Raw genomic sequence first — 26,904 nt, 5'->3', positions numbered from 1 at the left:
GGGGCCGGGCGGGCGGCGGTGGTCGCACCGTGGTGGCAGTCCCATCGCGGGTGGCGCGTTCACGTCCGGCGGCCGCGGGAGTTCCGTGGCCACGCATAGTCTGATCAGCGATGCGGTGGCGTGGGGGGAGAGCCGGGTGATCGAACCCGAAAGGGGGACGGGAAGAGGTACGTGGCGGGTGGGAGTCCCTGGTCACCACCCGCCACGTAGTCATGTGGCGCGATTGTCACGGCTGTTGGAGGCGGCTGGGGCGACTGCTGCGGCGGGGCGGCCACCGCAGCCGAGCCCGCCGCCTCAGCCGATCGCGGCTTCTTCCGGCGAGCTGTGCGCGCGACTCGCCGGGACATGTGGCGCGGCTGTCACGGCTGTCGGGGACCGGCCCGGGGGCTCCCGCGTCAGGCTCGACCGCCACCGCCACCGCCCCAAGCCCGGCCCCCCGGCCTCAGGTGAGCAGTACGTGCGGCTCGCCCGGGGTGTCGAGTTCCAGGACGAGGAGTTCGTTGGTGCCCTCGCGCAGCACGGGTCCGGGGACGTGGAGGCCCTGCTGCGGGCCGCGGGACCAGTAGCGGCCGAGGCAGAAGCCGTTGACCCAGACGAACCCGCGGGTCCAGCCGGGCAGTTGGAGCTCGGCGTCGCCGGCCCCGCCGACCTCGAACGCGCCGCGGTACAGGCCTCGGCCGGTGGTGGCCCCGTCCAGCGGCCGGAACGGCAGCTTGCCGACGGCCTCGGCGTCGTCGAGGGCGTCCAGGCGCAGGCCCTGGGCGCGGAACCCGTGCACGTACTGCCGCTCGTGGAGGACGCCGCCGGTGAGGCCCTTGGGTTCGCCGACGCGGGGCCCGTAGTTGACCCGCCCCAGGGACTCCGTCCACAGCTCGACGGCGGCCGGTCCTGGCACGTCCTCGACGGTGGCCGGGTGGCCTTCGAGTACGGCGGCGCGTTCGCCGTCCACGTACGCGAGGGCCAGGTCGCGCAGTCCGGCGAGGTGCAGCGGGTAGGCGCGGCGGGGGCCGGGGATGTCGAGGCGGTAGCGCACCAGGCCGCGGTCGACGCCGAGTTCCTCGAAGGTCGGCGGGAGCGCGGTCTCGGTCTCCTGGCAGCCGAGGGCGTCCATGACCTCCTCCAGCGGGACCCACTCGGCCGTCTCCACCTGGACGGGCCCGGTGAGTACGGGCTCGGCGGCGGGGATCTCGGGCAGCGGCCCGGCGGCGTAGGCGGCGAGGATCTCGCGGAAGAGGTGGAACTTCTCGGTGGGGCGCCCTCGTTCGTCGATCGGGGCGTCGTAGTCGTAGGAGGTGATGTCGGGTTGGAGCGGCCCGTCGTGCAGGGTGCCGGAGCGGTTGGCGCCGGACCAGCCGGCGAAGCTGGTGCCGCCGTGGGCCATGTAGAGGTTGACGGAGGCGCCGGATTCGAGGATCTCGAGCAGGGCGTCGGCGGCGTCCCGGGGGTCCCGTACGGTCTCTTCGCCGCCCCAGTGGCGGAACCAGCCGCACCAGAACTCCATGCACATCAGGGGCCCTTGGGGCTGGTGGCGGCGGAGCGTTTCGAAGGCGGCGCGGGCGCCGGAGCCGAAGTTGGCGGTGGCGAGGACGCCGGGGACGGAGCCGCCGGTGAGCATGTGGTCCTCGGGCCCGTCGGAGGTGAACAGGGGCACGGTCACGCCGCGTTCGCGCAGGCCGTCGGTAAGGTGGCGCAGATAGACCTGGTCGCAGCCGTAGGAGCCGTACTCGTTCTCGACCTGGACCATGATCACAGACCCGCCGTCCTGGATCTGGCGCTCCACGACCTGGGGCATGAGGCGGTCGAACCAGGCGTCCACGGCGCGCAGGTACTCGGGGTCGCGGGTGCGCACGCGCGGGCCGAGCGGCCCGGTGAGCCAGTCCGGCAGGCCGCCGTTCTCCCACTCGGCGCAGATGTACGGGCCGGGGCGGACGATCGCGTAGAGCCCTTCGGCGTGGGCGGTGTCCAGGAAGCGGCCGAGGGCGTCCGCGTCGTGGTACGTGCCGGGGCGCGGCTCGTGGAGGTTCCACGGGACGTAGGTCTCGACGGTGTTGAGGCCCATCGCGCGCAGCATCCGGAGGCGGTGCGCCCACTGGGCCTCGTGCACCCGGAAGTAGTGCAGCGCGCCGGACAGCAGCCGTACGGGCCGGCCGTCCAGCTCGAATTCCTCGTCCCCCACGGCGAACTCAGCCACGTCCCCTGCCGATCTCTCGTGCGTCCTGTGCGTGCTCCTTGGTTACGGTTCACCTTCACCCCTGGCAGCGGGTGGGTCCATGGACAAAGATCGGCGTGGTGTTGGACGCAAGGGGCGGCCGGCCGCGGTTCGGGGGCTGCGGTTCGCAGGCCGCGGGGCTCAGGAAGAGGAACGGGAGGTGGGCGGTGCCATGTACCACACGTGGATGCGGTACTTCACGCCCAGCCCGGTGCACCACCGGCTCGGTCTGGTCTGCCTCGGTGTGGGGCTGCAGCACGGGGTGCTGCCGACGGTCGGGCCGCGCACGCTGGACCACCACGTGGCAGTGGTGGTCAGTGCGGGGCGCGGCTGGTTCCGCGACCAGGAGGGCCAGCGGCGTACGGTCACGGCGCCCGCGCTGCTGTGGCTGACGCCGGGGGTGCCGCACCACTACGGGGTGGATCCGGAGACGGGCTGGGACGAGAGCTTCGTCGACTTCACGGGCCCGGCCACCGCCACGTACACCGAGCTCGGCTACATCGAGCCGGACCGCCCGGTGGTGCCGCTCGCGGACACCGCGGGGGCGCGGGCGGCGGTGGGCCGCATCGCGCGGGCCGCCCGGCGCGGCAACCCCCTGCTGGAGGTCGAGACGGGGGCCGCGGTCCACGAACTCCTCGTCGCGCTGCGCCGCGCCCGCGCGGACCTGGGCGGCGACGGGGATCCCGTCCTCCAGGCCCTGGCGCGGGACGCGTTCCAGCCGCTGTCGGTCGCCGAGCACGCGGCGCGGCACGGCATGACGGCGGCCGAACTGCGCACCGCCGTGCGGCGCGCGGCCGGATGCAGCCCGAAGGACTATCTGCTGGGCATCCGCCTGGGCCGCGCCAAGGAGCTGCTGGCCGCGACCGAGCTGCCGGTGGCCTCGATCGCCCGCCGCGTCGGCTACGACGACCCGGCCTACTTCAGCCGCCTGTTCACCCGGCGCGTCGGCACGGCCCCCATCCGCTTCCGCGAGCAGCAGGGCCGCGCGGTCCCCGGCGGCTGGAGCAACCAGATCCCGGCCCCGGACGACCCGCCGATGGTGACCGGCGGCGGCCATGCGCCGGTGGCCCGCCAGGGCGAAAGTGGCGCACACTGAGGCAATCGGCCCCACTGGAACCAAACGGAAGGAACCTCCCGTCTTCCCATGCGACCTGCCCTGTTACGGTGGTCAGCCGCTGTCAGTGACTCGCCACGGGAGCTCGATCCATGACCGACAAGTCCGACCGTTCCGTGGGTCCCGTCGATGAGTCCGCGCGGGATGAGCTCGTCCGGCTGCGGGACAGCATCGACAACATCGACGCAGCGGTCGTGTACATGCTGGCCGAGCGGTTCAAGTGCACCCAGCAGGTCGGGCGGCTCAAGGCCGGCCACGACCTCCCGCCCGCCGACCCGGCCCGCGAAGCCCGCCAGATCGCCCGGCTGCGCCAGCTCGCGGAGAGCGCGAAGCTGGATCCGGCGTTCGCCGAGAAGCTGCTGAACTTCATCATCGCCGAGGTCATCCGCCACCACGAGACGATCGCCAACGACCTCAAGTCGTGAGCAGGAGCTCCTACCGCCGTTGGATTCCTAACAGCTGAACGGCCTCGTGCTCGTTAGAAAAAGGGAGCTACCCGCCCGCGGCGACGGCCTCGCTGTGGTCGCGAGGGCGTGACGTACGGCCTGCGGCCCGCCGCGCCAGGTCTCCTTCGCCGGCAGGGTGCGTCTCAATCACCCGAGTCCCCCCGGAGGGCGTGCGCCGGACTCCACAGTGGCCGGAGGCCGTCGTTCTGTGCGGGAGGCAGGTAGGACGGCGCGCGGTCGTAGCGGGCGGCGCTGAGGTGGTAGTCGAAGTTGCCGCGTAAGCAGTGCCGGTAGCCGTCGACCACGCGCAGCGCGGCCCGCAGGACCGCCGGATCGTCATCGGTCGCGGCCCGCACCTGCGCCCGCACCGCCTCGCCCGCGGCCTCGAACTGCCCGATGAGCCCGGTCAGAGCGTCTCCGACGACCTCCGCGGCCTCCCGCGTCGAGCAGCCGCGCTGCTCCCGCACGATCAGGACGCCGTTGTACGGATAGCCGACCGCCTCCTCCTTCTCGGCCGAGAAGACGTCGTTGTAGAGACCGGCCCAGTCGCAGACGTGCTCCCGCGCCTGCACCATGGCGGGCAAGTCCCTTACTTCCGCGGGCAGTTCGATGTCGTGCGCGTACTCCTCCAGGTGAAGGAAGACCATCATGTCGACCCCGTGCCTGCGGTGGACCACGTACTCCCCGAACCGCATGGCCCGGCCCTCGCCGCTGGTCCGCGCCTCCACGGAGTACGTGTCGAGCCAGCGCTCGTTCGCCTCGTTCAGCAGCGAACGCCACTGCGGGGAACGGTCCTGCGCCAACTCGCCGAGCACTCCGTCCAGGGCCCGCGCGACGGGGTGGGACGGCTCCCGCTCCCCTCGCGCCACGTCGGCGAGATCGGCGGTGAACTCGGCGACGGCCGACTCGTCGTTCTCGCTGATCGCGTCGTCCAGCAGGTCGTCGATGAGGAACGCCAGCGTCATGTAGTGGTTGAGCGCCGCGAGATGGGGCGCGTCGGCGTAGGGGTAGTAGAGGGCGGTCAGGTATTCGGGCCGGGTACGGGCCAGATGCTCGCGCATCGACGGGTTGACGGGTAGGTCGTAGCTCTCGATCCAGGCCCACATGTCCCGCTCGACGGCGGCCAGCACGGGCGGCTGCCCGTAACCGTATTCGGGGAGGGGCATGGCGAAGGGGGGCGGCTTGAAGTAGCGCATACGTCACTCTCCTCCCCCCCTTTCTCCCCTCCGGACATGAACATCGCTCACGTTTCACACAACACCCCGAATTCCCATGCGCCCTGAACACCTGCAGCACCCAGGTGTCATACGCCGTGCCGCGAACGAGACGAAGGCGGCCCTCCTCCGGGCGAGTCGGCGCCCCCGCCCGCCGACGCGGAGTCGAGCCTCGGTCTGCTGGCGGTTCGGCGGAGCTCGTGGACGCGGTGGCCGACCGCTGGGGATCGGCGGACCACAGCCCGTTCACCAAGACGGTCCGGTACGCGCCGGGGATCGCCCGTTGAGCCACAATGGGCGGATGTCCGTACTGACGCGCAGCGAAGCGCGGGCCCGTGCCGGGGTCCTCGACGTACACCGCTACTCCATCGATCTCGACCTGACCCGCGGTGACGCCGTGTTCGGTTCGACGACCGTCGTCCGCTTCGCGGCGCGCGAGAGCGCCGACACCTTCGTCGAGGTCCGCGCGCAGACCCTGCACCGCGCGGTGCTGGACGGCACGGACCTCGACACCTCCTCGTACGCCGACGGGCGGCTGCCGCTGGCCGGGCTGGCGCCGGGCGAGCACGAGCTGCGGGTCGAGGCGGACCTCGCGTACTCGCACACGGGCGAGGGCATGCACCGCTTCACCGACCCGGCCGACGGCGAGACGTACCTGTACACGATGTGCTGCATGACCGACGCGCCCGGCGTGTTCGCGGCCTTCGACCAGCCCGATCTGAAGGCCGAGTTCGCGGTGTCGGTGACCGCGCCGCGCGAGTGGACGGTGCTCGGCAACGGGCGGGCCGAGCGGGTCGCGGCCGGCCGCTGGGAGCTGGCGCCGACGCCGCCCATCAGCACGTATCTGATGGCGCTGGCCGCCGGGCCGTACCACTCGGTGCGCGCCGAGCACCGCGGCATCCCGTTCGGGCTGCACGTGCGCCGCTCCCTCGCGCCGTACCTGGACGCCGACGCCGACGAGCTGCTGGACATCACCCGCCGCTGCTTCGACCGCTACCACGAGATCTTCGACGAGCCGTACCCCTTCGACTCCTACGACCAGGCGTTCGTGCCGGAGTTCAACTCGGGGGCGATGGAGAACCCCGGACTGGTCACCTTCCGCGACGAGTTCGTGTTCCGCTCGGCCGTCACCGACACCGAGCGGCAGACCCGGGCCATGGTCATCGCGCACGAGATGGCACACATGTGGTTCGGGGACCTCGTCACGCTGAAGTGGTGGGACGACATCTGGCTGAACGAGTCGTTCGCCGAGTACATGGGCTTCCAGATCCTGACCGAGGCGACCGGGTTCGACGGCACGTGGACCGACTTCGCCATCGCCCGCAAGAGCTGGGGGTACGACGCGGACGAGCGGCCCTCCACCCACCCGGTCGCGCCCGAGCCGGACGCGGTGCCCGACACGGCGTCCGCACGCCTGAACTTCGACGGCATCTCGTACGCGAAGGGCGCCTCCGCGCTGCGCCAACTCGTCGCCTGGCTGGGCGAGTCGGACTTCCTGGCGGGCATCAACGACCACTTCGCGCGCCACCGCTTCGGCAACGCGACACTCGCCGACTTCATCGACTCCATCGCCCGCGCCTCGGGGCGCGACGTGCACGCGTGGGCGGACGCGTGGCTGCGGACGACGGGGGTGGACGTGCTGGCGGCGGAGGTGTCGTCCGCCTCCGCGGAGGACGGTACGGGTGGCGCTGCGGGTCGTGCCGCAAGTGGCGGCGCGCGCGGCGGGTGTGCGGGCTGGCGGCTGGCGGTGCGCCACACCGGCAGCCGACCGCACCGCGTCACCGTCGGCGCTTACAGCCACGACCCGGGCGGGGCGCTGACGCTGCGCGGCCGCCATGTCCTCGACGTACCGGCGGACGGCGACCCCGAGCCGCTGACCGTCGCCGGGCCGCGGCCCGACCTGCTGCTGCTCAACGACGGCGACCTCACGTACGCCAAGATCCGCCTGGACGCGGCCTCGTGGGGCGCGGTGGAGCGCTCGCTGTCCCGCCTGGCGGACCCGCTCGCGCGCGCCGTCGTGTGGAACGCGGCGCGCGACATGGTCCGCGACGTGCACCTGCCGCCCACCGGCTACCTGGCCGTGGCCCGCGCCCATCTGCCGTACGAGACGGACACCGCCGTCGTGCAGGGCGTGCTGGCCTTCGCCCGTGCGCACCTCGCCGACCGGTTCCTGCCACACACCGAGCGGGGCGCGGCACTGTCCACGCTGCGGGCGGTCTGCCGCGACATCCTGCGGATCACCGAGGACGGGTCAGGCCCGGGGCTGCGGCTTTCCGCACTGCGGACGTTCGTCGACAGCTCCGCCGACCCGGACTCGCTCGGCGAGTGGCTCGCCGCCGGGATCGTGCCGGGCGGGCCCGAGCTGGACCCCGAACTGCGCTGGCGGATCCTGGCGCGGCTGGCCGTACTGGGCGCGGCGTCGCCCGCGGACATCGACGCCGAGCTGGCGCGCGATCCGAGCGCGACCGGGCGGGAGGGGGCGGCGCGCTGCCGGGCGGCGCTGCCGGACCTCGCCGCCAAGGAGGCGGCCTGGGCGGACCTGTTCGAGAACGACGAGCTGTCCGCGTATCTCGTCACCGCGACGGCGGACGGGTTCTGGCATCCCGAACAGCGCGATCTCGTACGGGACTTCGTGCCGCGGTACTTCCCGGCGGCGGTCGCGGCCGCCGCCCGCCGCGGGCCGGCCATCGCCGAGGCGCTCGGCAGCCGGTACGGGTTCCCGCTCCACGCGGTGGATGCGGAGACCCTCCGGCTGACCGAGAAATGCCTCCGCGACGCCGATCCCGCCCCGGCGCTCCGCCGCAAACTGGCAGACCAACAAGACGACCTACGCCGAGCCCTACGCATCCGAGACGGCGCGAGCGCCAACTGACACCGTGGTTCGGCCCCACACCGGAACGGTGCCGGGGGCTACCTCGGGCGGGTCAGAGGGAGGAGCGCTTCTACCTGCCAGCCGCCCGCAGGGCTTGGGCCGGCCCGGAGATGGCCCCCCATCGCCTCCGCGCGTTCCGACATGCCGACCAGGCCAAACCCGCCGCCGGCCTCCTCGGCGACCGGAACACCGCTGGTCCCGTCATCCGCGACACGGAGCTCAACCGCGTCCCCGACGCCCCGCACATCCACCCGTACCGCCGTCGCGTCCGCCGCGTGCTTGCGGATGTTCGTCAGTGCCTCCCGCACGATGCGGTGCACGGCGGCGGCGATCTCCTCGGGAAGCCGCTCCTCCAGCCCCGGTTCGATCGACAGGATCACCGGCGGCCCGCTCCGCGCGAACGCGTCCGCCAGCTCCCGTACCTCCCCGATCCCCGCGACCGGCGCCATCTCCACCTCCGCGGGCTCCCGCCCCTGCCCCCGCCGGTCGCGCATGACCGCCACCAGCCGCCGCATGGCCCCCAGCGCCTCGATCCCCTCGTCCTCGATCCGCCGGAACGCACTGCCCGCGGCCTCCCCCTGGAGTGAGGTGTACTGCGCGGCCTGGGCCTGGACGACGACCCCGGTGACGTGGTGCGCGACCACGTCGTGCAGCTCGCGGGCGAGTTCGAGCCGCTCGGCTGCGCGTACGGCCTCGATGTCGCGGACCCGCTGCGCGGCATGCGCGCGCAGCATCAGCGAGTACGCGGAGACGACGACGGTGAGCACGGTGAACAGCAGCGTGAACCGCCCGGGATCGGTGTCCCGCACCGGCACGGACATGCACGCCGTACCCAGCAGCGGCCCGAGGATCGCGGCGGTCCGCGTCGCGGCATGGCTGAGGACGTCGGCGAGCAGTACGAGCAGCGCGACGGCCTCGCCGATCCCCCACACCGCCGTCGGGTGGTTGCCGACGATGAGAATGATCGTCGCCGTCCAGGAGATGGCGGCGGCCAGGGACGCCCGTACGGCGAGAGGCACTCGCGCGTACGGCACGACCAGCGGGCAGACGGCCAGGCCCGAGGCCCAGACCACGGCGTGGGGCACGTTCGGCTGCCGGGCGAGCACGACGCCCTCGAAGGTGACGAGCCCCAGCAGGACCAGGGCGAGCAGCACCTTCCCGCCGGTCGACCAGCGGGGATGGCGGGCCACGAAACTGGCCATGGGGCTCATGGCGCGGCCGGTTCCGCGTCGGCCACCGGCGTCGTACCCGGCCTCGTACGGCACGCCGAGCTCATGTCCGGGCCAGCCCGCTCTCCCAGGCCCAGGCCGCGATCTCCACGCGGTTGCGGGCGTCCAGCTTGGTCTGCACGTTCGCCAGATGGGTCTTGACCGTGGACAGGGAAACGAACAGCTCGGAGGCGATCTCCGCGTTCGTGCGGCCGCGGGCCAGTTCCCGTACGACCTGCTGCTCGCGCTCGGTGAGCGGCTCGGACGGCTCCCTCGGCGCTTCCCCCGAGCGCCCGGCCGGGGCCATGTCCCGCAGCAGCCGCACGGTGATGGCGGGCGAGATCAGCGAGTCCCCGGCGGCGGCCGCGTGCACGGCCTCCACGAGCAGCGCCGGGCTGGCGTCCTTCAGCAGGAAGCCGCTGGCGCCGTTGCGGAGCGCGGTGTGGACGTACGCGTCGTGGTCGAAGGTGGTGACGATGACGATGCGGGGGCGGTAGCCGTCCCCGGCCGGGGCGTCGGGGCCGCAGAGGCGGCGGGTAACTTCCAGCCCGTCGACGCCGGGCATCCGGATGTCGAGGAGCAGCACGTCGGGCCGCAGCCGCCGGGTCGCCTCCAGGGCCGCCTCGCCGTTGACGACGTCGGCGAGGACCTCGATGTCGGGGCGGCTCTCCAGGATCATCCGGAAGCCCATGCGGACCATCTCCTGGTCGTCCGCGATGACCACCGTGATCGCCATGTGTTCCCCTCGACCGCCGGTCCGTGGCCTGTGTCCCCGGGCCTGTGTCCCTGGCCTGCACAGGCCTGTGCAAGCTTGTGCAGTTCACCTTAAACCATGACATTGGCCACGCCCTCGGCGGCGATCGCTCCTGTTCGGGGCGGGTCCGCGCCGCTCCCCCGCACGTAGAGTTGATGCGTGGGAACGGCCAGCGAGGTGGTGCACGGCTATCCGCACATCGAGACCGTGCGGGCGGCGATCACCGCCCTCTACAAGCGGCTCTCGTACGACACCGTGAGCACCTTCGCGGCGAGCGTCCACCCGGCCGAGGTGGCCTTCGCCGACCACGACGACCTGCACCTGGGGGTGCAGCGGGTGGCCCGCGCGATGGTGCGGCACTTCCGGCTGCCGGACGCCCGGATGATCGTGAGCTTCCGGGACATGCACCACGCCGCGAACATCGAACTCGCCGCCGGGCCCGAGTACTTCATCGAGCTGAACGACCGGTTCCGCACCCACCGCCGGGACATCGGCGCGGCGCTCGCGCACGAGGTCGCGCACGTCTACCTGCACCGCCTGGACCTCTCCTTCCCGGGCACGCGCGACAACGAGATCCTCACCGACACCACCACCGCGTACCTCGGCGCGGGCTGGCTGCTGCTCGACGCGTTCCGCGAGGACGGGGTGTCCTCGCAGAAGCTGGGCTATCTCACGCCGGAGGAGTTCGGGTACGTGCTGGCCAAGCGCGCCCTGGTGTTCGGCGAGGACCCCTCGCCGTGGTTCACCAGCCCGCAGGCGTACACCGCGTACCAAGCCGGGCTGGCACCGGCGCGGCGCGACGCGCGGCAGCCGCCGCTGACGGCGTCGGGGTGGGCGGGACGGCGCCGGTACGCGAAGGACCGGCGGTCGGCGCGGGAGGGTTCTGCCGCCAGTGGCGGGCCGGCCGGTGGTGGGGCGACCGGTTCCCCCCGGGCCTTCTACTCCTTCGAGGGCGGCTCGGAACTCCGGGTCACCTTCCCCTGCCCCACCTGCCAGCAGCGGATACGGGTCCCGGTGCGGGGACGGGTACGGGCGCGGTGCGGCCTGTGCCGGACGGTCCTGGAGTGCGACACGTAGGCGCCTGGACGGCGTCCGGAACGCCCGTACCCAAGGCGCGCACCGGGCGCATCTGGACATCGAGGCGGGAGACCGGGTTTACGGGCTCGACACCGAGATACTCGACCGGGGCCAGGGCCGGTTGATGACGTGGCGGATCATGAACGGTGCCCATCTGAAGGGCACTTTCTCGGTGCTGCCGCTCGACCCGCAGCACACCCGCGTCCAGGTGCGGGTGGAGTACGACCCGGCGACGGTCAAGGAGACTTTCGGCAGCCCGAAGGGGTTCGCGCAGGTCGGCGCGATCGAGCGACTCGTCCGGGACGACCTGCGGCATCTCAAGGACCTGGCGGAGGACACGCGGTGACAGGCGAGCGAGAACGGAAGGAAGTACCGGTCATGGCCACAGAAACCATGCGGGTCCGCGACATCATGACCGAGGGCACGCAGTGCGTCGGTGAGAACCAGACGATGCTGGACGCCTGTCGCATGATGCGCGACCTCGGCGTCGGCAGCCTACCGATCTGCGGCACGGACGACCGGCTCAAGGGCATGATCACCGACCGCGACATCGTGGTGGAGTGCTGCGCCGAGGGCAGGGACCTGTCGACGACGCGCGCGTCGGAGCTGGCGGGCACGCTGTTCTGGATCGACGCGGACGCGCCGATCACCGAGGCCCTGGAGATGATGGAGACCCACCAGATCAAGCGCCTCCCCGTCATCGACGTCCGCGACAGCCACCGCCTGATCGGCATGGTCACCGAACAGAACCTGGCCCGGAACATCAGCGACGACCAACTGGCCGAATTCGTGGAACGCGTCTACGCGTAGCGCCACTTGACGCGCAACCCCCGCGGGTCCGGTGCCCGCCCTCCTTGAGGAGGCCGGCACCGGACTTGTTGTCAGCGCCAAGGCAACCGCCGCGGCACGACCGCCGGCGGCGAAAGCACCACGGCGTCCGGCCTCTCACCCCCGCTGTGGTCGGGGAGGGGAAGAGGCGGACGCCGCGGCTATCCGTCCGTACACCGTTGTACGGGACAGTTCTTGGGGGCCGGGCCCCGGCTCCGAGGAGACGGGCCCCGGCGGGCGATCCGTCGGACCGCCGAGCGCTCAGGCCGTCACACCGTCAGCGCCCGGTCCGTCGGGCCGATCGGGGCCGGGAGCGAGCTCGCGCCGGTGAGGTGGCGGTCGACCCCGCGCGCCGCGGAGCGGCCCTCGGCGATCGCCCAGACGATCAGCGACTGCCCGCGGCCCGCGTCACCGGCCACGAACACGCCCGGCACGTTGGTCTGGAACTCCGCGTCCCGCGCCACGTTCCCGCGCGCGTCCAGCTCCAGGCCGAACTGCTCGACGAGGCCGTTCTCGCGGTCGATGCCGGTGAAGCCCATAGCCAGCGTCACCAGCTGGGCCGGGATCTTCCGCTCGGTGCCCGGCTTCTGCTCGAACGTGCCGTCCTTGAACTCGACCTCGACCAGGTGCAGGAACTGCACGTTCCCGTCCTCGTCGCCCTCGAAGTGGGTGGTGGAGACCGCGTAGACGCGCTCGCCGCCCTCCTCGTGGGCCGAGGTGACCTTGTAGGTCATGGGGAAGGTCGGCCACGGCTGGTGGCCCGGCCGCTCCTCCGAGGGGCGCGGCATGATCTCCAACTGCGTGACGGAGGCCGCGCCCTGGCGGTGCGCGGTGCCGACGCAGTCCGCGCCGGTGTCGCCGCCACCGATGACCACGACGTGCTTGCCCTCGGCGCTGATGGGGGGCGCCACGAAGTCGCCCTCCTGCACCTTGTTGGCCAGCGGCAGGTACTCCATGGCCTGGTGGATGCCGGTCAGCTCGCGCCCGGGGACCGGGAGGTCGCGGGCGGTCGTGGAGCCCGCGGCGATGACCACCGCGTCGTACCGCTTGCGCAGCTTGGCCGCGTCGAGGTCCCGGCCGACCTCCACGCCCGTACGGAACTTGGTGCCCTCCGCGCGCATCTGCTCGATGCGGCGGTTGATGTGGCGCTTCTCCATCTTGAACTCGGGGATGCCGTAGCGCAGCAGGCCACCGATGCGGTCCGCGCGCTCGTAGACCGCGACCGTGTGGCCGGCCCGGGTCAGCTGCTGCGCGGCGGCCAGGCCGGCCGGGCCGGAGCCGATGACGGCGACGGTCTTGCCGGACAGCCGCTCGGGCGGCTGCGGGGTGACGTCACCGGTCTCCCACGCCTTGTCGATGATGGTGACCTCGACGTTCTTGATGGTCACCGCGGGCTGGTTGATGCCCAGCACGCAGGCCGCCTCGCACGGCGCGGGGCACAACCGGCCGGTGAACTCCGGAAAGTTGTTGGTCGCGTGCAGCCGCTCGCTCGCCCCGGACCAGTCCTCGCGGTAGGCGTAGTCGTTCCACTCGGGGATGAGGTTCCCCAGCGGGCAGCCGTTGTGGCAGAACGGGATGCCGCAGTCCATGCACCGGCCGGCCTGCTTGCTGATGATGGGCAGCAGCGAGCCCGGGACGTAGACCTCTTTCCAGTCCTTGACGCGCTCGTCGACCGGGCGGGTCCGAGCGACCTCGCGCCCGTGCGTCAGGAAGCCCTTGGGGTCAGCCATGGGTCGCCGCCTCCATCATCTTCTCGTGGGTCTCGGACTCGGAGAGTCCGGCTCGCTCGGCGGCGTCCTTGGCGGCGAGCACGGCCTGGTACGTGGGCGGCGTGACCTTGCTGAAGCGGGTCACAGCCGCGTCCCAGTCGGCGAGCAGCTTCTCGGCGACGGTGGATCCGGTCTCCTCCCGGTGGCGGCGCACCACACCGTGCAGCCACTCCCGGTCGGACTCGTCCAGCGGCGCGACGGCCGGGGCGAGTTCCTTGTTGACGTTGTCGGGGTCGAGGTCGACGACGTAGGCGAAGCCGCCCGACATGCCGGCCGCGAAGTTGCGGCCGGTCTCGCCGAGTACGACCGCGCTGCCGCCGGTCATGTACTCGCAGCCGTGGTCGCCCACGCCCTCGGCCACCACCGTCGCGCCGGAGTTGCGGACGCAGAAGCGCTCGCCGACCCGGCCGCGGAGGTAGATCTCGCCGCTGGTCGCGCCGTACGCGATGGTGTTGCCCGCGATGGTGGAGAACTCGGCCAGGTGGTCGGCGCCCCGGTCCGGGCGGACGACCAGCCGGCCGCCGGAGAGGCCCTTGCCGACGTAGTCGTTGGCGTCGCCCTCCAGGCGGAGCGTGACACCGCGCGGCACGAACGCGCCGAAGGACTGGCCCGCGGAGCCGGTGAAGGTGATGTCGACGGTGTCGTCGGGCAGGCCCGCGCCGCCGAACTGCTTCGTCACCTCGTGGCCCAGCATGGTGCCGACCGTGCGGTTGATGTTGCGGATGGCCACCTGGGCGCGCACCGGCTGGGCGGCCTCGGCGCTGTCCGCGGTCAGCGCGTCGGCGGCGAGCTTGATCAGCTCGTTGTCGAGTGCCTTCTCCAGGCCGTGGTCCTGCGCGATGGCGTGGTGGCGGACGGCGCCCGCGGGCAGGTCCGGCACGTGCAGCAGCGGCGCCAGGTCCAGGCCCTGGGCCTTCCAGTGGTCCACCGCCCGCTGGGTGTCGAGGAGTTCGGCGCGGCCGACGGCCTCCTCCAGCGTGCGGAAGCCCAGCTCGGCCAGCAGCTCGCGGACCTCCTCGGCGATGAACCGGAAGAAGTTCACGACGAACTCGGCCTTGCCGCTGAACCGCTCGCGCAGCACCGGGTTCTGGGTGGCGATGCCGACCGGGCAGGTGTCGAGGTGGCAGACGCGCATCATGACGCAGCCGGAGACCACCAGTGGCGCGGTCGCGAAGCCGAACTCCTCGGCGCCGAGCAGCGCGGCGATGACCACGTCGCGGCCGGTCTTCAGCTGGCCGTCGGTCTGCACGACGATACGGTCGCGCAACCCGTTGAGCAGCAGCGTCTGCTGGGTCTCGGCGAGACCCAGCTCCCAGGGGCCACCGGCGTGCTTGAGCGAGGTCAGCGGCGAGGCGCCCGTACCGCCGTCGTGGCCGGAGATCAGCACGACGTCGGCGTGCGCCTTGGAGACGCCCGCGGCGACGGTGCCGACGCCGACCTCGGAGACCAGCTTGACGTGAATGCGCGCCCGGGGGTTGGCGTTCTTCAGGTCGTGGATCAGCTGGGCCAGGTCCTCGATCGAGTAGATGTCGTGGTGCGGCGGCGGCGAGATCAGGCCGACACCGGGCGTGGAGTGCCGGGTCTTGGCCACCCACGGGTACACCTTGTGGCCGGGCAGCTGGCCGCCCTCGCCGGGCTTGGCGCCCTGCGCCATCTTGATCTGGATGTCGTCGGAGTTGACCAGGTATTCGCTGGTCACACCGAACCGGCCGGAGGCCACCTGCTTGATCGCGGACCGGCGGGCCGGGTCGTAGAGCCGCTCCGGGTCCTCGCCGCCCTCACCAGTGTTGGACTTGCCGCCCAGCTGGTTCATGGCGATGGCCAGCGTCTCGTGCGCCTCGCGCGAGATGGAGCCGTACGACATGGCGCCGGTGGAGAACCGCTTGACGATCTCGCTGACCGGCTCGACCTCGTCGATCGGGATCGAGGGCCGGTCGCTCTTGCCGTTCTTGGTTGTCTTCAGGGCGAACAGCCCGCGCAGTGTCATCAGGCGCTCGGACTGCTGGTCCACGCGCTGGGTGTACTGCTTGAAGACGTCGTAGCGGCCGGCGCGGGTGGAGTGCTGGAGCCGGAAGACGGTCTCGGGGTCGAACAGGTGCGGCTCGCCCTCGCGGCGCCACTGGTACTCGCCACCGATGTCCAGCGTGCGGTGCGCCGGGGCGATCCCGGAGGCGGGGTACGCCTTGGCGTGCCGCTCGGCGACCTCGCGCGCGATGACGTGCAGGCCCGCGCCGCCGATCTTGGTGGCGGTGCCGTGGAAGTAGGTGGCGACGAACTCCTCGTCCAGGCCGACTGCTTCGAAGACCTGCGCGCCGCGGTAGGAGGCGACGGTGGAGATGCCCATCTTGGACATCACCTTCAGGACGCCCTTGCCGAGCGCCTTGATGAGGTTGCGGATCGCGGTGGCGGCCTCGGCGCCGGGCAGGAAGGTGCCCGCGCGGACCAGGTCCTCGACCGACTCCATGGCGAGGTACGGGTTGACGGCCGCGGCGCCGTAGCCGATCAGCAGCGCCACGTGGTGCACCTCGCGCACGTCACCGGCCTCGACGAGCAGCCCCACCTGCGTGCGCTGCTTCGTACGGATCAGGTGGTGGTGCACGGCCGAGGTCAGCAGCAGCGAGGGGATCGGGGCGTGCTCGGCGTCCGAGTGCCGGTCGGAGAGCACGATCAGCCGGGCACCGGCCTCGATGGCGGAGTCGGCCTCGGCGCAGATCTCGGCGATGCGGTCGGCCAGCGCCTGTCCCCCGCCGCCGACCCGGTAGAGGCCGGAGAGGGTGGCGGCCTTGAAGCCGGGCAGGTCGCCGTCGGCGTTGATGTGGATGAGCTTGGCCAGCTCGTCGTTGTCGATCACCGGGAACGGCAGGGTGACGCTGCGGCAGGAGGCCGCGGTCGGCTCCAGCAGGTTGCCCTGCGGGCCGAGCGAGGAGATCAGCGAGGTGACCAGCTCCTCGCGGATGGCGTCCAGCGGCGGGTTGGTGACCTGCGCGAACAGCTGGGTGAAGTAGTCGAAGAGCAGCCGGGGGCGCTCGGAGAGCGCGGCGATCGGCGAGTCGGTGCCCATGGAGCCGATCGGCTCGGCGCCGGTCTTGGCCATCGGCGCGAGGATGACGCGCAGCTCTTCCTCGGTGTAGCCGAAGGTCTGCTGGCGGCGGGTGACCGAGGCGTGGGTGTGCACGATGTGCTCGCGCTCGGGCAGGTCCTCCAGCTCGATCTCGCCGGCCTCCAGCCACTCCGCGTACGGGTGCTCGGCGGCGAGGCCGGCCTTGATCTCGTCGTCCTCGATGATGCGGCGCTCGGCGGTGTCCACGAGGAACATCCGGCCGGGCTGGAGGCGGCCCTTGCGGACGACCTTGGCCGGGTCGATGTCGAGGACGCCGACCTCGGAGGAGAGCACGACGAGGCCGTCGTCGGTGACCCAGTAGCGGCCCGGGCGCAGCCCGTTGCGGTCGAGTACGGCGCCGACCTGGGTGCCGTCGGTGAAGGTGACGCAGGCGGGGCCGTCCCAGGGCTCCATCATCGTGGAGTGGTACTGGTAGAAGGCCCGGCGGGCCGGGTCCATGGAGGCGTGGTTCTCCCAGGCCTCGGGGACCATCATCAGCACGCTGTGGGGCAGCGAGCGCCCGCCGAGGTGGAGCAGCTCCAGCACCTCGTCGAAGGTCGCCGAGTCGGAGGCGCCGGGGGTGCAGACGGGGAAGATCCGGTCCAGCTTGTCGGATCCGCTGGGTCCGTGGTCCGCGGAGCCGCTGTGCCCATGGTCGGCGGAGCCACTGTGCCCATGGTCGGCAGAGCCGAACGCATCAGAAACGAGCTGCGACTCCCGCGCCCGCATCCAGTTGCGGTTGCCCTGGACGGTGTTGATCTCACCGTTGTGGGCGACGAAGCGGTACGGGTGGGCCAGCGGCCAGCTCGGGAAGGTGTTGGTCGAGAACCGCGAGTGGACCAGCGCGATGGCGGTCGCCAGTCGGCGGTCCGACAGGTCGGGGAAGAACGGCTCCAGCTGCCCGGTGGTGAGCATGCCCTTGTAGACGAGGGTCCGTGCGGAGAGCGAGGGGAAGTAGACGCCGGCCTCGCGCTCGGCGCGCTTGCGCAGCACGAACGCCTTGCGGTCCAGCGCCAGCCCGCTGCTGCGCCCGTCGCTCACCAACAGCTGGCGGAAGGCGGGCATGGTGGCGCGGGCGCCGTTGCCCAGCAGCTCGGGGGCGACGGGGACCTCGCGCCAGCCGAGGACGGTCAGGCCCTCCTCGGCGGCGATCGTCTCGATCCGCGAGACGGCCTCCTGAGCGGGGCCGTCCTCGGCGGGCAGGAAGGCGATGCCGACGGCGTACGAGCCGGCCTCGGGCAGGGCGAACGCGACGCTCTCACGCAGGAAGGCGTCCGGCACCTGGAGCAGGATGCCCGCGCCGTCGCCGGAGTCCGGCTCGGAGCCGGTGGCCCCGCGGTGCTCCAGGTTGCGCAGCACGGTGAGGGCCTGTTCCACGAGCTCGTGGCTGGCCTCGCCGGTGAGGGTCGCGACGAAGCCGACGCCGCAGGCGTCGCGCTCGTTGCGGGGGTCGTACATGCCCTGCGGGGCGGGTCGCCCGTCCATGGGCGACCAGGCGGCGGTGCCGGTGCCGGTCGAGTGCGTGGACGCGGAACGCATCGGCTCTCCCGTCGTCGTCGTGGCAGTGTCAGTGCCGAGGGACGACGTTGGCCCTCTGCGCAGAAATTTTCATGCAGGTTACATAATGGCCCGCTTCCCGGGAAGCGGACAGGTCATTTCAATATACGGACGCCGCGCAAGGCGGTGGGTGGGGGCCTGCGGGTGGACACCCGTCCACGGCCCCGGCGGCGCGACGGGCGACATTGCCTGCAGCGCTTCGGGCTCATGCCCGCTCGTAAAGCGGCTGAAACCCAGGGGAAACGTGGTGCGCGGGGTGCGCTGCGCCGGTTCCGCTCCCCGCCCGGGCCGGGCGCTAGCCGACGGCGGTCCCGAAGAGCGTGCCGAGTCCGTAGGTGATGGCCGCGGCGGTGCCACCCAGTATCAGCTGCCGGAGCCCGCTGTACCACCAGGTGCGGGCCGTGACTCTCGCCACGACTGCGCCGCAGGCGAAGAGCCCGGCCAGTGCCAGCAGCACGGCGGGCCACAGCACCGTGACCCCGAGCAGATACGGCAGTACGGGCAGCAGCGCGCCCAGCGCGAAGGATCCGAAGGACGAGACGGCGGCGATCGCGGGCGAGGGGAGGTCAGCCGGGTCGACGCCCAGCTCCTCCCGGGCGTGGATCTCCAGCGCCTGCTCGGGGTCGGTGGACAGCTGCCGGGCGACCTCGCGCGCCAGCTTCGGCTCGACGCCCCGGGACTCGTACAGCGCCGCCAGCTCCAGCTGCTCGTCCTTGGGGTTCTTGCGCAGCTCCCGCCGCTCCACGTCCAGCTCGGCGAGGACGAGCTCGCGCTGCGAGGCCACGGAGGTGTACTCGCCGGCGGCCATCGAGAACGCGCCGGCCGCCAGCCCGGCCAGACCGGTGATCACGATCGTGCCGGAGGCCACGTTGCCGCCCGCGACCCCGGTGATCAGCGCCAGGTTGGAGACGAGCCCGTCCATGGCGCCGAACACCGCGGGCCGCAGCCAGCCGCCGTTGACGTCGCGGTGGGTGTGGTTGTCCCGGTGCGCCACGTGCAGCGCGGCGGCTGTGTCGATGACGGACATCGCCTCTCGTGCCTCCCTCGAGCGTGATCGGTCTCGCACGCCTCGAAAATAGGCACGACCGGACCGCCCGCGCTAGCAAGGAAGGCCGAACTTACCCTTCTGACCTGCGGTTTCGCCAGACAGGGAGTCGGCGGCCCACGCGCGCCCGCCCGCCCGGCCTGTCAGGCCGGGCGGGCGGGCGGTCGAAGATGCTTCGGCCGGAGCCGGGAGGTCAGTGCTTCTTCCAGGCGCTCGACTCCGGGGCGCTCCCGGCGTCGCCGGGGCCGGCCTCTGGTCCGCTGTCCGGAGCAGTGGACGTCCCCGGGTCCTCCGGGGTGGCACCGCCGCCCTCCGCGTCCGGCGCGGACTCCGCGCGAGCCGCCTCCGCGGCCGGTTCCACGACTTCCTCCCGCCCCGGCACGCGCCGGGCGGAGATCACCATGTAGGCGACCGCGGCCAGGAAGACGACGATCGAGGTCCAGACGTTGAGACGAAGGCCCAGGATGTGGTGGGCCTCGTCGATGCGCATGTACTCGATCCAGCCGCGCCCCACCGTGTACGCGGCGACGTACAGCGCGAAGGCCCGCCCGTGGCCGAGCTTGAAGCGGCGGTCGGCCCACAGCACCAGCAGCGCGACACCCACGCACCACAGCGACTCGTACAGGAAGGTCGGGTGGTACGTGCCGCCCACGCGGCCGATGGCCGGGTCCGCGTCGATCTTCAGTGCCCAGGGCAGGTCGGTCGCCCGCCCGTACAGCTCCTGGTTGAACCAGTTGCCCCAGCGCCCGATGGCCTGCGCGAAGGCGATGCCGGGCGCGACCGCGTCCGCGTACGCGGGGAGCGGGATGCCGCGGCGCCGGCAGCCGATCCAGGCTCCGACGGCGCCCAGGGCGATGGCGCCCCAGATGCCGAGACCGCCTTCCCAGATCTTGAACGCGTCGACCCAGTTGCCGCCCTCGCCGAAGTACGGCTCGTACGTGGTGACCACGTGGTAGAGCCGGCCGCCGACGAGGCCGAAGGGCACGGCCCAGATGGCGATGTCGGCGACCGTCCCCGGCAGCCCGCCGCGGGCCACCCACCGGCGGCCGCCGAGCCAGACGGCGAGGAAGACGCCGATGATGATGCAGAACGCGTAGCCGCGCAGCGGGATCGGTCCGAGGTGGATCACGCCGGTCGACGGACTGGGAATGTATGCGAGGTCCATGGCGGTGTCGACGCTACCGTGCCGGGCGGTACCCGCGGCAACCCGCCCGGCAACGGCTGCATAACAGGCGGCGGGAATCGGCCCGCGCGGGGGCCGATTCCCGCCGCCCCGCAAAGGCCCGGGTCAGGCCTTCTTCGCCGCGTCCTCGACCCTCTTCCTCAGCTTGTCCGGGGTCAGCGGGTTCTGCTGGTCGGCATAGACGTTCTTGCCGTTGAGCAGGACGGTCGGGGTGCCCTGGTGGCCCGAGCCGTTGAAGGCGGTGGTGGCCTTCCTGACCCAGCCGTCGTGGCTGCCCTCGTTCACGCACGCGCGGAACCCGGCGGTGTCCAGCCCCTTGACCTGGCCCGCCAGCTTGATCAGCCGCTTCTTGTCGGCGAAGGCGTCGTCCTGCTCCTGCGGCTGGTTCCGGTAGAGCACGTCGTGGTAGTCGCGGAACTTGCGGGCGTCCTGGGCGCAGGCGGCCGCGTTGGCCGCGTTGAGCGAGCCGCTGCCGCCCATGTTGCCGTCGATGATCGTGACGAGGTGGTACTGGGTCCTCAGCCGCCCCTTGTCCTCCAGCTCCCGGATGGTGTCCCGGAAGCCGTGCTCGAACTGGGCGCAGGCCGGGCAGCGGAAGTCCTCGTAGACGGTGAGCGTGGACGGAGCGCCCGCCCTGCCGACCGGGATCGCCAGGCTGTCCTCTCCGTTGGCCCCGGTCGGCGCGACCACGGGCCCGTCGCCGTCCTTGCCGCCCAGCTGGGTCACGGCCACGCCGATCCCCCCGGCGAGCGCCAGCACCGCCACCGCGGCCACGCCGACGAGCAGCGAGCGCTTGCGCTTCTCGCGGGTCTGTTCGCGCCGGCGCTCTTCCCGCAGCCGCTCACGGGCGCTGCGCTTTCCCTCACGGTTGTTGTCACTCACACCCTGAAGGAACGAACCGGGGAGGCACCAGCGTGCCTCCCCGGTTCCAGTTCCACCCTTACGGACTACCTGGGCCGACTGCGTCTACGCGCCCCGGCCCTCGGTCACGCGCGGCGCCGTACGCCCTGCGCCAACTCGCCCGCCAGTTCCCGGACTCCGGCCAGTCCCGCGGCCAGGTCCGGGGCGTCCAGCAGGCGCTTGACGAACGCCGAGCCGACGATGACGCCGTCCGCGAAGCCCGCCACCACGGCCGCCTGCTCGCGGTTGGAGACGCCCAGGCCCACGCAGACCGGCAGTTCGGTCGTCGCCCGGGTCCGGCCCACCAGGTCCTGGGCCTCCAGGCCCACCGACTCGCGGGTTCCGGTGACGCCCATCAGCGAGGCCGCGTAGACGAAGCCGGAGCCGACCGCGGTGATCTTCGCAAGCCGCTCGTCCCGGCTGCTCGGCGCGACGACGAAGACCGTCGCCAGGCCGTGCCGCTCGGCGGCCTTGCGCCAGGCCTCGGACTCCTCGACCGGCAGGTCGGGCAGGATGCAGCCGGCTCCCCCGGCCGCGGCCAGCTCGGCGGTGAAGCGCTCCACGCCGTAGCGGTCGATCGGGTTCCAGTACGTCATGACGAGCACCGGCTTGCCGGTCGCCTCGAAGGCCTCGCGGACCGTGCGCAGCACGTCGGCGATGCGCACGCCGCCCCGCAGCGCGATGTCGTCGGCGGTCTGGATGACCGGCCCGTCGAGGACCGGGTCGCTGTGCGGGAGCCCGACCTCGACCACGTCGGCGCCGCCGTCGAAGGCGGCCTTGACCGCCTCGATGCCTCCGTCGATCGTCGGGAACCCGGCCGGGAGATAGGCGATCAGAGCGGACCGCCCCTCGGCCTTGGCGGCCGCGAGGGTGTCGCTCAGCAGCTTGCCCTTGCCTCCGGCAGAAGCGGTTGCGCTCACTGGGCGTCTCCCCTGATCTCGGCGGCGCCGTCCGCGTCGGCTTCGACCGCGGCGTCCGTGTCGTACAGCCCGAAGTAGCGGGCGGCGGTGTCCATGTCCTTGTCGCCGCGCCCGGAGAGATTGACGAGCACCAGGCCCTCGGGGCCCAACTCCCGCCCCAGGTCGAGCGCTCCGGCCAGCGCGTGCGCGCTCTCGATGGCCGGGATGATGCCCTCGGTGCGCGACAGCAGGCGCAGCGCCCGCATGGCCTCGTCGTCGGTGACCGGCCGGTACTCGCCGCGGCCCGAGTCCTTCAGGTACGAGTGCTCGGGCCCGATGCCGGGATAGTCCAGACCGGCCGAGATCGAGTACGGCTCGGTGATCTGCCCCTCGTCGTCCTGGAGGACGTAACTGCGCGAGCCGTGCAGGATGCCGGGCTCGCCGACGGTCAGGGTCGCGGCGTGCTCCCCGGAGTCGACGCCGTGCCCGGCGGCCTCCAGGCCGACCAGCCGCACGCCCTCGTCGGGGATGAACGCGTGGAACAGGCCGATGGCGTTGGACCCGCCGCCGACGCACGCGGCGACCGCGTCGGGCAGCCGCCCGGCGCGTTCCAGGATCTGGCGGCGCGCCTCGACGCCGATGACCCGGTGGAAGTCGCGGACCATCGCGGGGAAGGGGTGGGGCCCGGCGACCGTGCCGAAGAGGTAGTGGGTGCGGTCGACGTTGGCGACCCAGTCGCGGAACGCCTCGTTGATCGCGTCCTTCAGCGTCCGGCTGCCGGACTTCACGGCCACGACCTCGGCGCCGAGCATCCGCATCCGCGCCACGTTGAGGGCCTGCCGCTGGGTGTCGACCTCGCCCATGTAGATCACGCACTCGAGGCCGAAGAGGGCGCAGGCGGTGGCGGTCGCGACGCCGTGCTGGCCGGCGCCGGTCTCGGCGATGACGCGGGTCTTGCCCATGCGCCGGGTCAGCAGGGCCTGGCCGAGCACGTTGTTGATCTTGTGCGAGCCGGTGTGGTTGAGGTCCTCCCGCTTGAGGAAGACCCGGGCGCCGCCCGCGTGTTCGGCGAACCGCGGCACCTCGGTCAGGGCGCTGGGGCGGCCCGTGTAGTGGGCGAGCAGCTCGTCGAGTTCGGCGGCGAAGGCCGGGTCGGCCTTCGCCTTCTCGTACTCCGCGGCGACCTCGTCGACCGCGGCGACCAGCGCCTCGGGGATGAACTTGCCACCGAACGCGCCGAAGTAGCCCTGCGCGCTGGGGATCCGACCCTCGGGATCGGGAACGAAGAAGTCAGAGGACATCCGACGTACTCCTGAAGAGAGTTGTGGGCATGCGTTCCGCTAGGGGCGGACGGGTGGGCACAACGGGCCGCACCCGGTCACCGGCAGAACGCCGTACGGGGCTAGAGCGCAGCGCCCCGGCGCCATCGCATCCCGTTGACCTGCCCCGGCTCGCAGCCGATCGCATACCGCACCCGCCGCCCCCGAACGCGCCGCGCGGGCGCCCGGCAGCCGCGCGGGCGGCAGCCGCGGGCCAGGCGGGCGTACGCGCGCATGCCGGGCTCAGCTCCGCCCGTGCCGCAGCGCGGGGTGCGCGCCCGCGGCAACCAGGTCGGCGACGGCGGCCTTGGGGTCACGGCCGGTGACCAGCGACTCCCCGACCAGCACCGCGTCCGCGCCCTCGTTGGCGTACGCGATCAGGTCGTGCGGACCGCGCACGCCCGACTCGGCGACCTTCACGATGTGGGCGGGGATCTCCGGCGCGACGCGCTCGAACGTCCCGCGGTCCACCTCGAGCGTCTTGAGGTTGCGCGCGTTGACGCCGATGATCTTCGCCCCGGCAGCCACGGCCCGCTCGACCTCCTCCTCGTCGTGCACCTCGACGAGCGGGGTCAGCCCGATCGACTCGGCCCGCTCGACCAGCGAGACCAGGGCCTCCTGGTCGAGGGCGGCCACGATCAGCAGCACGAGGTCGGCGCCGTACGCGCGGGCCTCCCACAGCTGGTACGAGGTGACGATGAAGTCCTTGCGCAGGACGGGGATGTCGACCCTGGCCCGTACGGCCTCCAGGTCGGCGAGCGAGCCGCCGAACCGGCGCTGCTCAGTGAGGACGCTGATGACGGCCGCGCCGCCCGCCTCGTAGTCGGCGGCGAGGCCGGCCGGGTCGGCGATCGCGGCGAGCGCGCCCTTCGAGGGGCTGGAGCGCTTGACCTCGCAGATCACGTTGACGCTGTCGCCGCGCAGCGCGGCGACGCCGTCCCTGGCCTGGGGAGCCTTCGCTGCCCGCTCCTTGAGCTCGTCGAGGCTGACACGTGCCTGCCGCTCGGCGAGGTCGGCGCGGACTCCGTCGATGATCTCGTCGAGCACACTCACGCGAGCGGCCCCCTTCCGGGACGGGTGTGGAGCTGATGGTCTGCGCCCGGTGGGCGCTGTCCCGGTGGCTCCCGCGGGTCCCGCGGGCTCCGCGGACAGCGCGCGGTCAGGCACTGCGATGGTATCCGGCTGGGGGCCGTGCTCCCGCATCCGGTCGAGCGCGGTCCCACTACCTGGACGTTCATGGTGGTTTCCACCATGGTTCCCACCTCCCGCAAGGGCACTGCCGGGGCCTGGCTCACGGCACGAGCCACGCCCCGAACGGCGAATTCCGGACAACGGTGAAGAGGGCGGCGACGGCCGCGAGCGACCACCAGTGGACGGGCCGGAGGCGCTGGACTGGCCGGAGCCGCTGGTCGGACAGGAGCCACTGGTCGGGCCGAAGCCGCTGGTCGGACTGGAGCCGCACGCTCAGGGGATGCCCGCGCCAGGCCCGTACAGCCCAGAGTGCCCAGAGCACGGCGAAGGCGGCGTACGCGGTGACGGCCAGGGCGTTCGCGCCGAGCGCGGCGCCGAGGTCGCCGTGCGCGACGGCGTGCGCGCTGCGCAGGCCGCCGCAGCCGGGGCAGTAGAAGCCCGTGTAGTGCAGCACGGGGCAGACCGGGTAGTGACCCGGCTCATTGGGGTCCACGGCACCGACGTAGCCGAAGGCGGCCACGACTCCGGCAAGAACGGCCAGCGGCACGGCGAGCCCTCGGAAGCGGGTGCGCGGCGCGACGGGTCCCTGAGGGCGGACGCGTGGTGCGGCGAGTCCCCGGGGGCGGGTGCGCGGTGCGGCCTGTGCGCCTTGTTCGATCACCCTTCAAGTCTCCCCGCGTACGCACGACGGCGCAGCTCCGGGAACCGGAGCCGCGCCGTGCGAGGGGGCGGGTGACCGCTGGAGGGGCCGTCGCGGGGCCAGCCTGCGGGCTGGGCCCAGGCCCTTGGGGGGGTGACCGCCGGGCCCGGGTCGGTTCTGAGCTGGACCTGGCCATGGAGGCGGGCGACCGCCGGGCCAGGGGTCGGCGTGAGATCAGTCCCGAGGCCGACCGGAACCGGAAGGCGAGCGCCGGGCGGGGTCAGCCCTGGGGCTGGGCCTGGCCCTGGGACTCCGGCTGGACGGGCTTGCCCTGGCCCATGCCCGCGGCCCGCATCCCCATGCCGACGACCCCGCCGAGCGCGGCCACGACGAGACCGGCCACGACGCCGAACGGCTCGGCCATCACCGTGAAGACACTGGAGATGCAGAAACCGATGAAGGCGATGGTGACACCGGTCCAGGCGGCCGGGGTGTGTCCGTGGCTGTTGCCCGCCATGCGTACTCCTCGTTGCTCTGTGCGCCGGGTTCGGGCGCCTGCGAACTGGGAAAGCTCGCAGTCATTGTCCCCGACGCGGCTGATCCTCGTTGATCGGGGGGCCGGTCGACGTGTCCCCCGTGTCCGGCCGACGTGTCAGTCGACGTGTCCCCTGTGTCCCACCGACGTGGCCTACGGATCCCGACGACGTGTCAACGGTGTCCCGCCGACGTGTTCCCCGTGCCCCGCCGACGTATCAGGAGCCCCGTGTCGGGTCCTCGCCGCGGTCGAGGGCCTTCCACATCTCCTCCGGGCGGTCGGGGTCGACCGGCGCGCCCTTGCCCGTACGCGTCCGGGCAGGCGCAGCGCCGCGCTCGTAACGGCCGGACATGGCGGGCCAGTTGGCGCCGTGGCGCAGCGCGACCAGTCCGGCGAGCAGCAGCAGCGCGCCGCCCGCGGCGGAGACCCACGGCCAGGCGGTGTACGTGACGTGCTCGACGCCCGCGCGGGCGAGACCCGTCGCCTTGGCGGCCTCCGTGCGGAGGGCGGCGGTGTCGGAAGCGCCGAGTACGGAGGTGAGGACGGCTCCGGCGCCGCTCAGCGCGAGCAGCGCGGCGACGGCCGCGCGGCCGATCCGCCGTACGGCGAACACCGCGACGAGGGCGGCCAGGCCGACGATGGCGAGCGCGGCGGGGAGCCCGGTGACGTCCCGCCCGCCGGCGGCCACCGGGATCGCGCCCTGCGCGGCGCTCGACGCGCCCTCGGCCCACGTCTGCCCACCAGCAACGAGCGAGACGGCCGCGCCGACGGCCCCGAGCAGCAGGGCGATGCCGATACTTCCACGGCCCCCGCGCGCGGCAGCGCCACCCCCACGGCCCTCGCCTGCGGCGGCGGCCGGGGCCTTCCCGGCAGTGGATGAACGAGGCGAGGACAGCCCTCGAGACACAGAACTCACCCTCCCACTATGCCGTGCGGCCTCCGGCCCGGACGGGGCGGGGTCTCGGCCCGCCGCTGCCCCCGGCTCCGCCGCGCTGCGGGCAGCGGCTCGCCCGCGATGGCCGTGCGTTCGCCGTGCTGTGGGCA

Annotated in this window: 22 protein-coding genes; 6 read left to right on the top strand and 16 right to left on the bottom strand. The window is 72.5% G+C overall.

All coding sequences use genetic code 11. The features are described from left to right. Nucleotides 1-442: 442 nt before the first annotated feature. Nucleotides 443-2,191, bottom strand: a complete 1,749-nt coding sequence (locus AOK16_RS04305) for a glycoside hydrolase family 35 protein (protein ID WP_055470871.1) — start codon at nt 2,189-2,191, stop codon at nt 443-445. A 190-nt stretch (nt 2,192-2,381) separates the two neighbouring features. On the opposite strand from AOK16_RS04305, the gene AOK16_RS04300 reads away from it, so the two are divergent. Together AOK16_RS04300 and AOK16_RS04295 are read left to right on the top strand one after the other, a co-directional pair. Next, nucleotides 2,382-3,305 (top strand): helix-turn-helix domain-containing protein, encoded by a 924-nt coding sequence (locus AOK16_RS04300; RefSeq protein ID WP_055470875.1) that lies wholly within the window; start codon nt 2,382-2,384, stop codon nt 3,303-3,305. Nucleotides 3,306-3,415: 110 nt separating this feature from the next. Beyond that, nucleotides 3,416-3,748: a chorismate mutase gene (locus AOK16_RS04295; protein ID WP_055470870.1), complete on the top strand. Its 333-nt coding sequence runs from the start codon at nt 3,416-3,418 to the stop codon at nt 3,746-3,748. A gap of 164 nt (nt 3,749-3,912) precedes the next feature. On the opposite strand, the gene AOK16_RS04290 is transcribed toward AOK16_RS04295, so the two are convergent. Further along, nucleotides 3,913-4,965: a terpene synthase family protein gene (locus tag AOK16_RS04290; RefSeq protein WP_055470869.1), complete on the bottom strand. Its 1,053-nt coding sequence runs from the start codon at nt 4,963-4,965 to the stop codon at nt 3,913-3,915. 319 nt (nt 4,966-5,284) lie between these two features. Between AOK16_RS04290 and pepN the strand changes: the two genes are divergently transcribed. Further along, the gene (gene pepN / locus AOK16_RS04285; RefSeq protein WP_055470868.1) at nt 5,285-7,855 is read left to right on the top strand and encodes an aminopeptidase N; all 2,571 of its coding nucleotides are present in this window, start codon (nt 5,285-5,287) and stop codon (nt 7,853-7,855) included. 38 nt (nt 7,856-7,893) lie between these two features. Here the strand turns inward: pepN and AOK16_RS04280 are convergent, their stop codons facing one another. Further along, nucleotides 7,894-9,057 carry a sensor histidine kinase gene (locus AOK16_RS04280; RefSeq protein WP_055470874.1) on the bottom strand — a complete coding sequence of 388 codons (1,164 nt, stop codon included), beginning with the start codon at nt 9,055-9,057 and terminating at the stop codon, nt 7,894-7,896. A gap of 70 nt (nt 9,058-9,127) precedes the next feature. Beyond that, a complete protein-coding gene (locus tag AOK16_RS04275) occupies nt 9,128-9,799 on the bottom strand; it encodes a response regulator (protein WP_055470867.1) in 672 nt (223 codons plus the stop codon). 177 nt (nt 9,800-9,976) lie between these two features. Between AOK16_RS04275 and AOK16_RS04270 the strand changes: the two genes are divergently transcribed. The 3 genes from AOK16_RS04270 to AOK16_RS04260 are packed head-to-tail and all read left to right on the top strand — an operon-like array spanning nt 9,977 to nt 11,704. After that, nucleotides 9,977-10,894 carry a hypothetical protein gene (locus tag AOK16_RS04270; protein ID WP_055470866.1) on the top strand — a complete coding sequence of 306 codons (918 nt, stop codon included), beginning with the start codon at nt 9,977-9,979 and terminating at the stop codon, nt 10,892-10,894. Between the two features lie 4 nt (nt 10,895-10,898). Beyond that, the gene (locus AOK16_RS29030) at nt 10,899-11,240 is read left to right on the top strand and encodes an SRPBCC family protein (protein WP_055470873.1); all 342 of its coding nucleotides are present in this window, start codon (nt 10,899-10,901) and stop codon (nt 11,238-11,240) included. Nucleotides 11,241-11,272: 32 nt separating this feature from the next. Beyond that, nucleotides 11,273-11,704 carry a CBS domain-containing protein gene (locus tag AOK16_RS04260; RefSeq protein WP_055470865.1) on the top strand — a complete coding sequence of 144 codons (432 nt, stop codon included), beginning with the start codon at nt 11,273-11,275 and terminating at the stop codon, nt 11,702-11,704. Nucleotides 11,705-11,991: 287 nt separating this feature from the next. On the opposite strand, the gene AOK16_RS04255 is transcribed toward AOK16_RS04260, so the two are convergent. From AOK16_RS04255 to AOK16_RS04205, 12 genes are all read right to left on the bottom strand, one after another. Next, entirely contained in the window at nt 11,992-13,452 is a 1,461-nt protein-coding gene (locus tag AOK16_RS04255; RefSeq protein ID WP_055470864.1) for a glutamate synthase subunit beta, read from the bottom strand. Next, entirely contained in the window at nt 13,445-18,130 is a 4,686-nt protein-coding gene (gene gltB, locus AOK16_RS04250) for a glutamate synthase large subunit (protein ID WP_055470863.1), read from the bottom strand. The genes AOK16_RS04255 and gltB overlap by 8 nt, the downstream gene beginning before the upstream one ends. Nucleotides 18,131-18,443: 313 nt before the next feature. Then, nucleotides 18,444-19,175, bottom strand: a complete 732-nt coding sequence (locus tag AOK16_RS04245; RefSeq protein ID WP_055470862.1) for a VIT1/CCC1 transporter family protein — start codon at nt 19,173-19,175, stop codon at nt 18,444-18,446. 211 nt (nt 19,176-19,386) lie between these two features. Further along, nucleotides 19,387-20,358, bottom strand: a complete 972-nt coding sequence (gene lgt, locus AOK16_RS04240) for a prolipoprotein diacylglyceryl transferase (protein WP_055470861.1) — start codon at nt 20,356-20,358, stop codon at nt 19,387-19,389. Between the two features lie 123 nt (nt 20,359-20,481). Further along, the gene (locus tag AOK16_RS04235; RefSeq protein WP_055470860.1) at nt 20,482-21,258 is read right to left on the bottom strand and encodes a DsbA family protein; all 777 of its coding nucleotides are present in this window, start codon (nt 21,256-21,258) and stop codon (nt 20,482-20,484) included. Between the two features lie 104 nt (nt 21,259-21,362). Beyond that, nucleotides 21,363-22,196 carry a tryptophan synthase subunit alpha gene (gene trpA, locus AOK16_RS04230; RefSeq protein ID WP_055470859.1) on the bottom strand — a complete coding sequence of 278 codons (834 nt, stop codon included), beginning with the start codon at nt 22,194-22,196 and terminating at the stop codon, nt 21,363-21,365. Then, nucleotides 22,193-23,476: a tryptophan synthase subunit beta gene (gene trpB, locus AOK16_RS04225; protein ID WP_055470858.1), complete on the bottom strand. Its 1,284-nt coding sequence runs from the start codon at nt 23,474-23,476 to the stop codon at nt 22,193-22,195. Before trpB ends, trpA begins: the two co-directional genes overlap by 4 nt. A gap of 101 nt (nt 23,477-23,577) precedes the next feature. Beyond that, nucleotides 23,578-23,811, bottom strand: coding sequence for a tryptophan biosynthesis modulator TrpM (gene trpM / locus AOK16_RS29190; protein WP_398719161.1), 234 nt, complete (start codon nt 23,809-23,811; stop codon nt 23,578-23,580). Then, complete coding sequence (gene trpC, locus AOK16_RS04220; RefSeq protein ID WP_055470857.1) at nt 23,738-24,547, bottom strand: indole-3-glycerol phosphate synthase TrpC; 810 nt, start codon at nt 24,545-24,547, stop codon at nt 23,738-23,740. The genes trpM and trpC overlap by 74 nt, the downstream gene beginning before the upstream one ends. Before the next feature lie 238 nt (nt 24,548-24,785). Further along, nucleotides 24,786-25,346, bottom strand: a complete 561-nt coding sequence (locus AOK16_RS04215; protein WP_079101049.1) for a DUF2752 domain-containing protein — start codon at nt 25,344-25,346, stop codon at nt 24,786-24,788. A 259-nt stretch (nt 25,347-25,605) separates the two neighbouring features. Then, nucleotides 25,606-25,842, bottom strand: a complete 237-nt coding sequence (locus AOK16_RS04210; protein WP_055470855.1) for an HGxxPAAW family protein — start codon at nt 25,840-25,842, stop codon at nt 25,606-25,608. Nucleotides 25,843-26,077: 235 nt separating this feature from the next. Further along, nucleotides 26,078-26,776 (bottom strand): TIGR02234 family membrane protein, encoded by a 699-nt coding sequence (locus AOK16_RS04205; RefSeq protein ID WP_079101048.1) that lies wholly within the window; start codon nt 26,774-26,776, stop codon nt 26,078-26,080. Nucleotides 26,777-26,904 lie beyond the last annotated feature (128 nt).

This window comes from Streptomyces pathocidini, assembly GCF_001418495.1.
Classification (GTDB): domain Bacteria; phylum Actinomycetota; class Actinomycetes; order Streptomycetales; family Streptomycetaceae; genus Streptomyces; species Streptomyces pathocidini.
The sequence above is the reverse complement of the archived record's forward strand: the minus strand, read 5'-3'. Positions and strand labels throughout refer to the sequence as shown.

Bases quoted from the DNA above. Each gene is read 5' to 3' on its own strand.
- AOK16_RS04300 (WP_055470875.1), top strand. From the start codon at position 2,382: ATGTACCACACGTGGATGCGGTACTTCACGCCCAGCCCGGTGCACCAC.
- AOK16_RS04295 (WP_055470870.1), top strand. From the start codon at position 3,416: ATGACCGACAAGTCCGACCGTTCCGTGGGTCCCGTCGATGAGTCCGCG.
- AOK16_RS04290 (WP_055470869.1), bottom strand. From the start codon at position 4,965: ATGCGCTACTTCAAGCCGCCCCCCTTCGCCATGCCCCTCCCCGAATAC.
- pepN (WP_055470868.1), top strand. From the start codon at position 5,285: ATGTCCGTACTGACGCGCAGCGAAGCGCGGGCCCGTGCCGGGGTCCTC.
- AOK16_RS04280 (WP_055470874.1), bottom strand. From the start codon at position 9,057: ATGGCCAGTTTCGTGGCCCGCCATCCCCGCTGGTCGACCGGCGGGAAG.
- AOK16_RS04275 (WP_055470867.1), bottom strand. From the start codon at position 9,799: ATGGCGATCACGGTGGTCATCGCGGACGACCAGGAGATGGTCCGCATG.
- AOK16_RS04260 (WP_055470865.1), top strand. From the start codon at position 11,273: ATGGCCACAGAAACCATGCGGGTCCGCGACATCATGACCGAGGGCACG.
- AOK16_RS04255 (WP_055470864.1), bottom strand. From the start codon at position 13,452: ATGGCTGACCCCAAGGGCTTCCTGACGCACGGGCGCGAGGTCGCTCGG.
- gltB (WP_055470863.1), bottom strand. From the start codon at position 18,130: ATGCGTTCCGCGTCCACGCACTCGACCGGCACCGGCACCGCCGCCTGG.
- AOK16_RS04245 (WP_055470862.1), bottom strand. From the start codon at position 19,175: ATGTCCGTCATCGACACAGCCGCCGCGCTGCACGTGGCGCACCGGGAC.
- lgt (WP_055470861.1), bottom strand. From the start codon at position 20,358: ATGGACCTCGCATACATTCCCAGTCCGTCGACCGGCGTGATCCACCTC.
- trpB (WP_055470858.1), bottom strand. From the start codon at position 23,476: ATGTCCTCTGACTTCTTCGTTCCCGATCCCGAGGGTCGGATCCCCAGC.
- AOK16_RS04210 (WP_055470855.1), bottom strand. From the start codon at position 25,842: ATGGCGGGCAACAGCCACGGACACACCCCGGCCGCCTGGACCGGTGTC.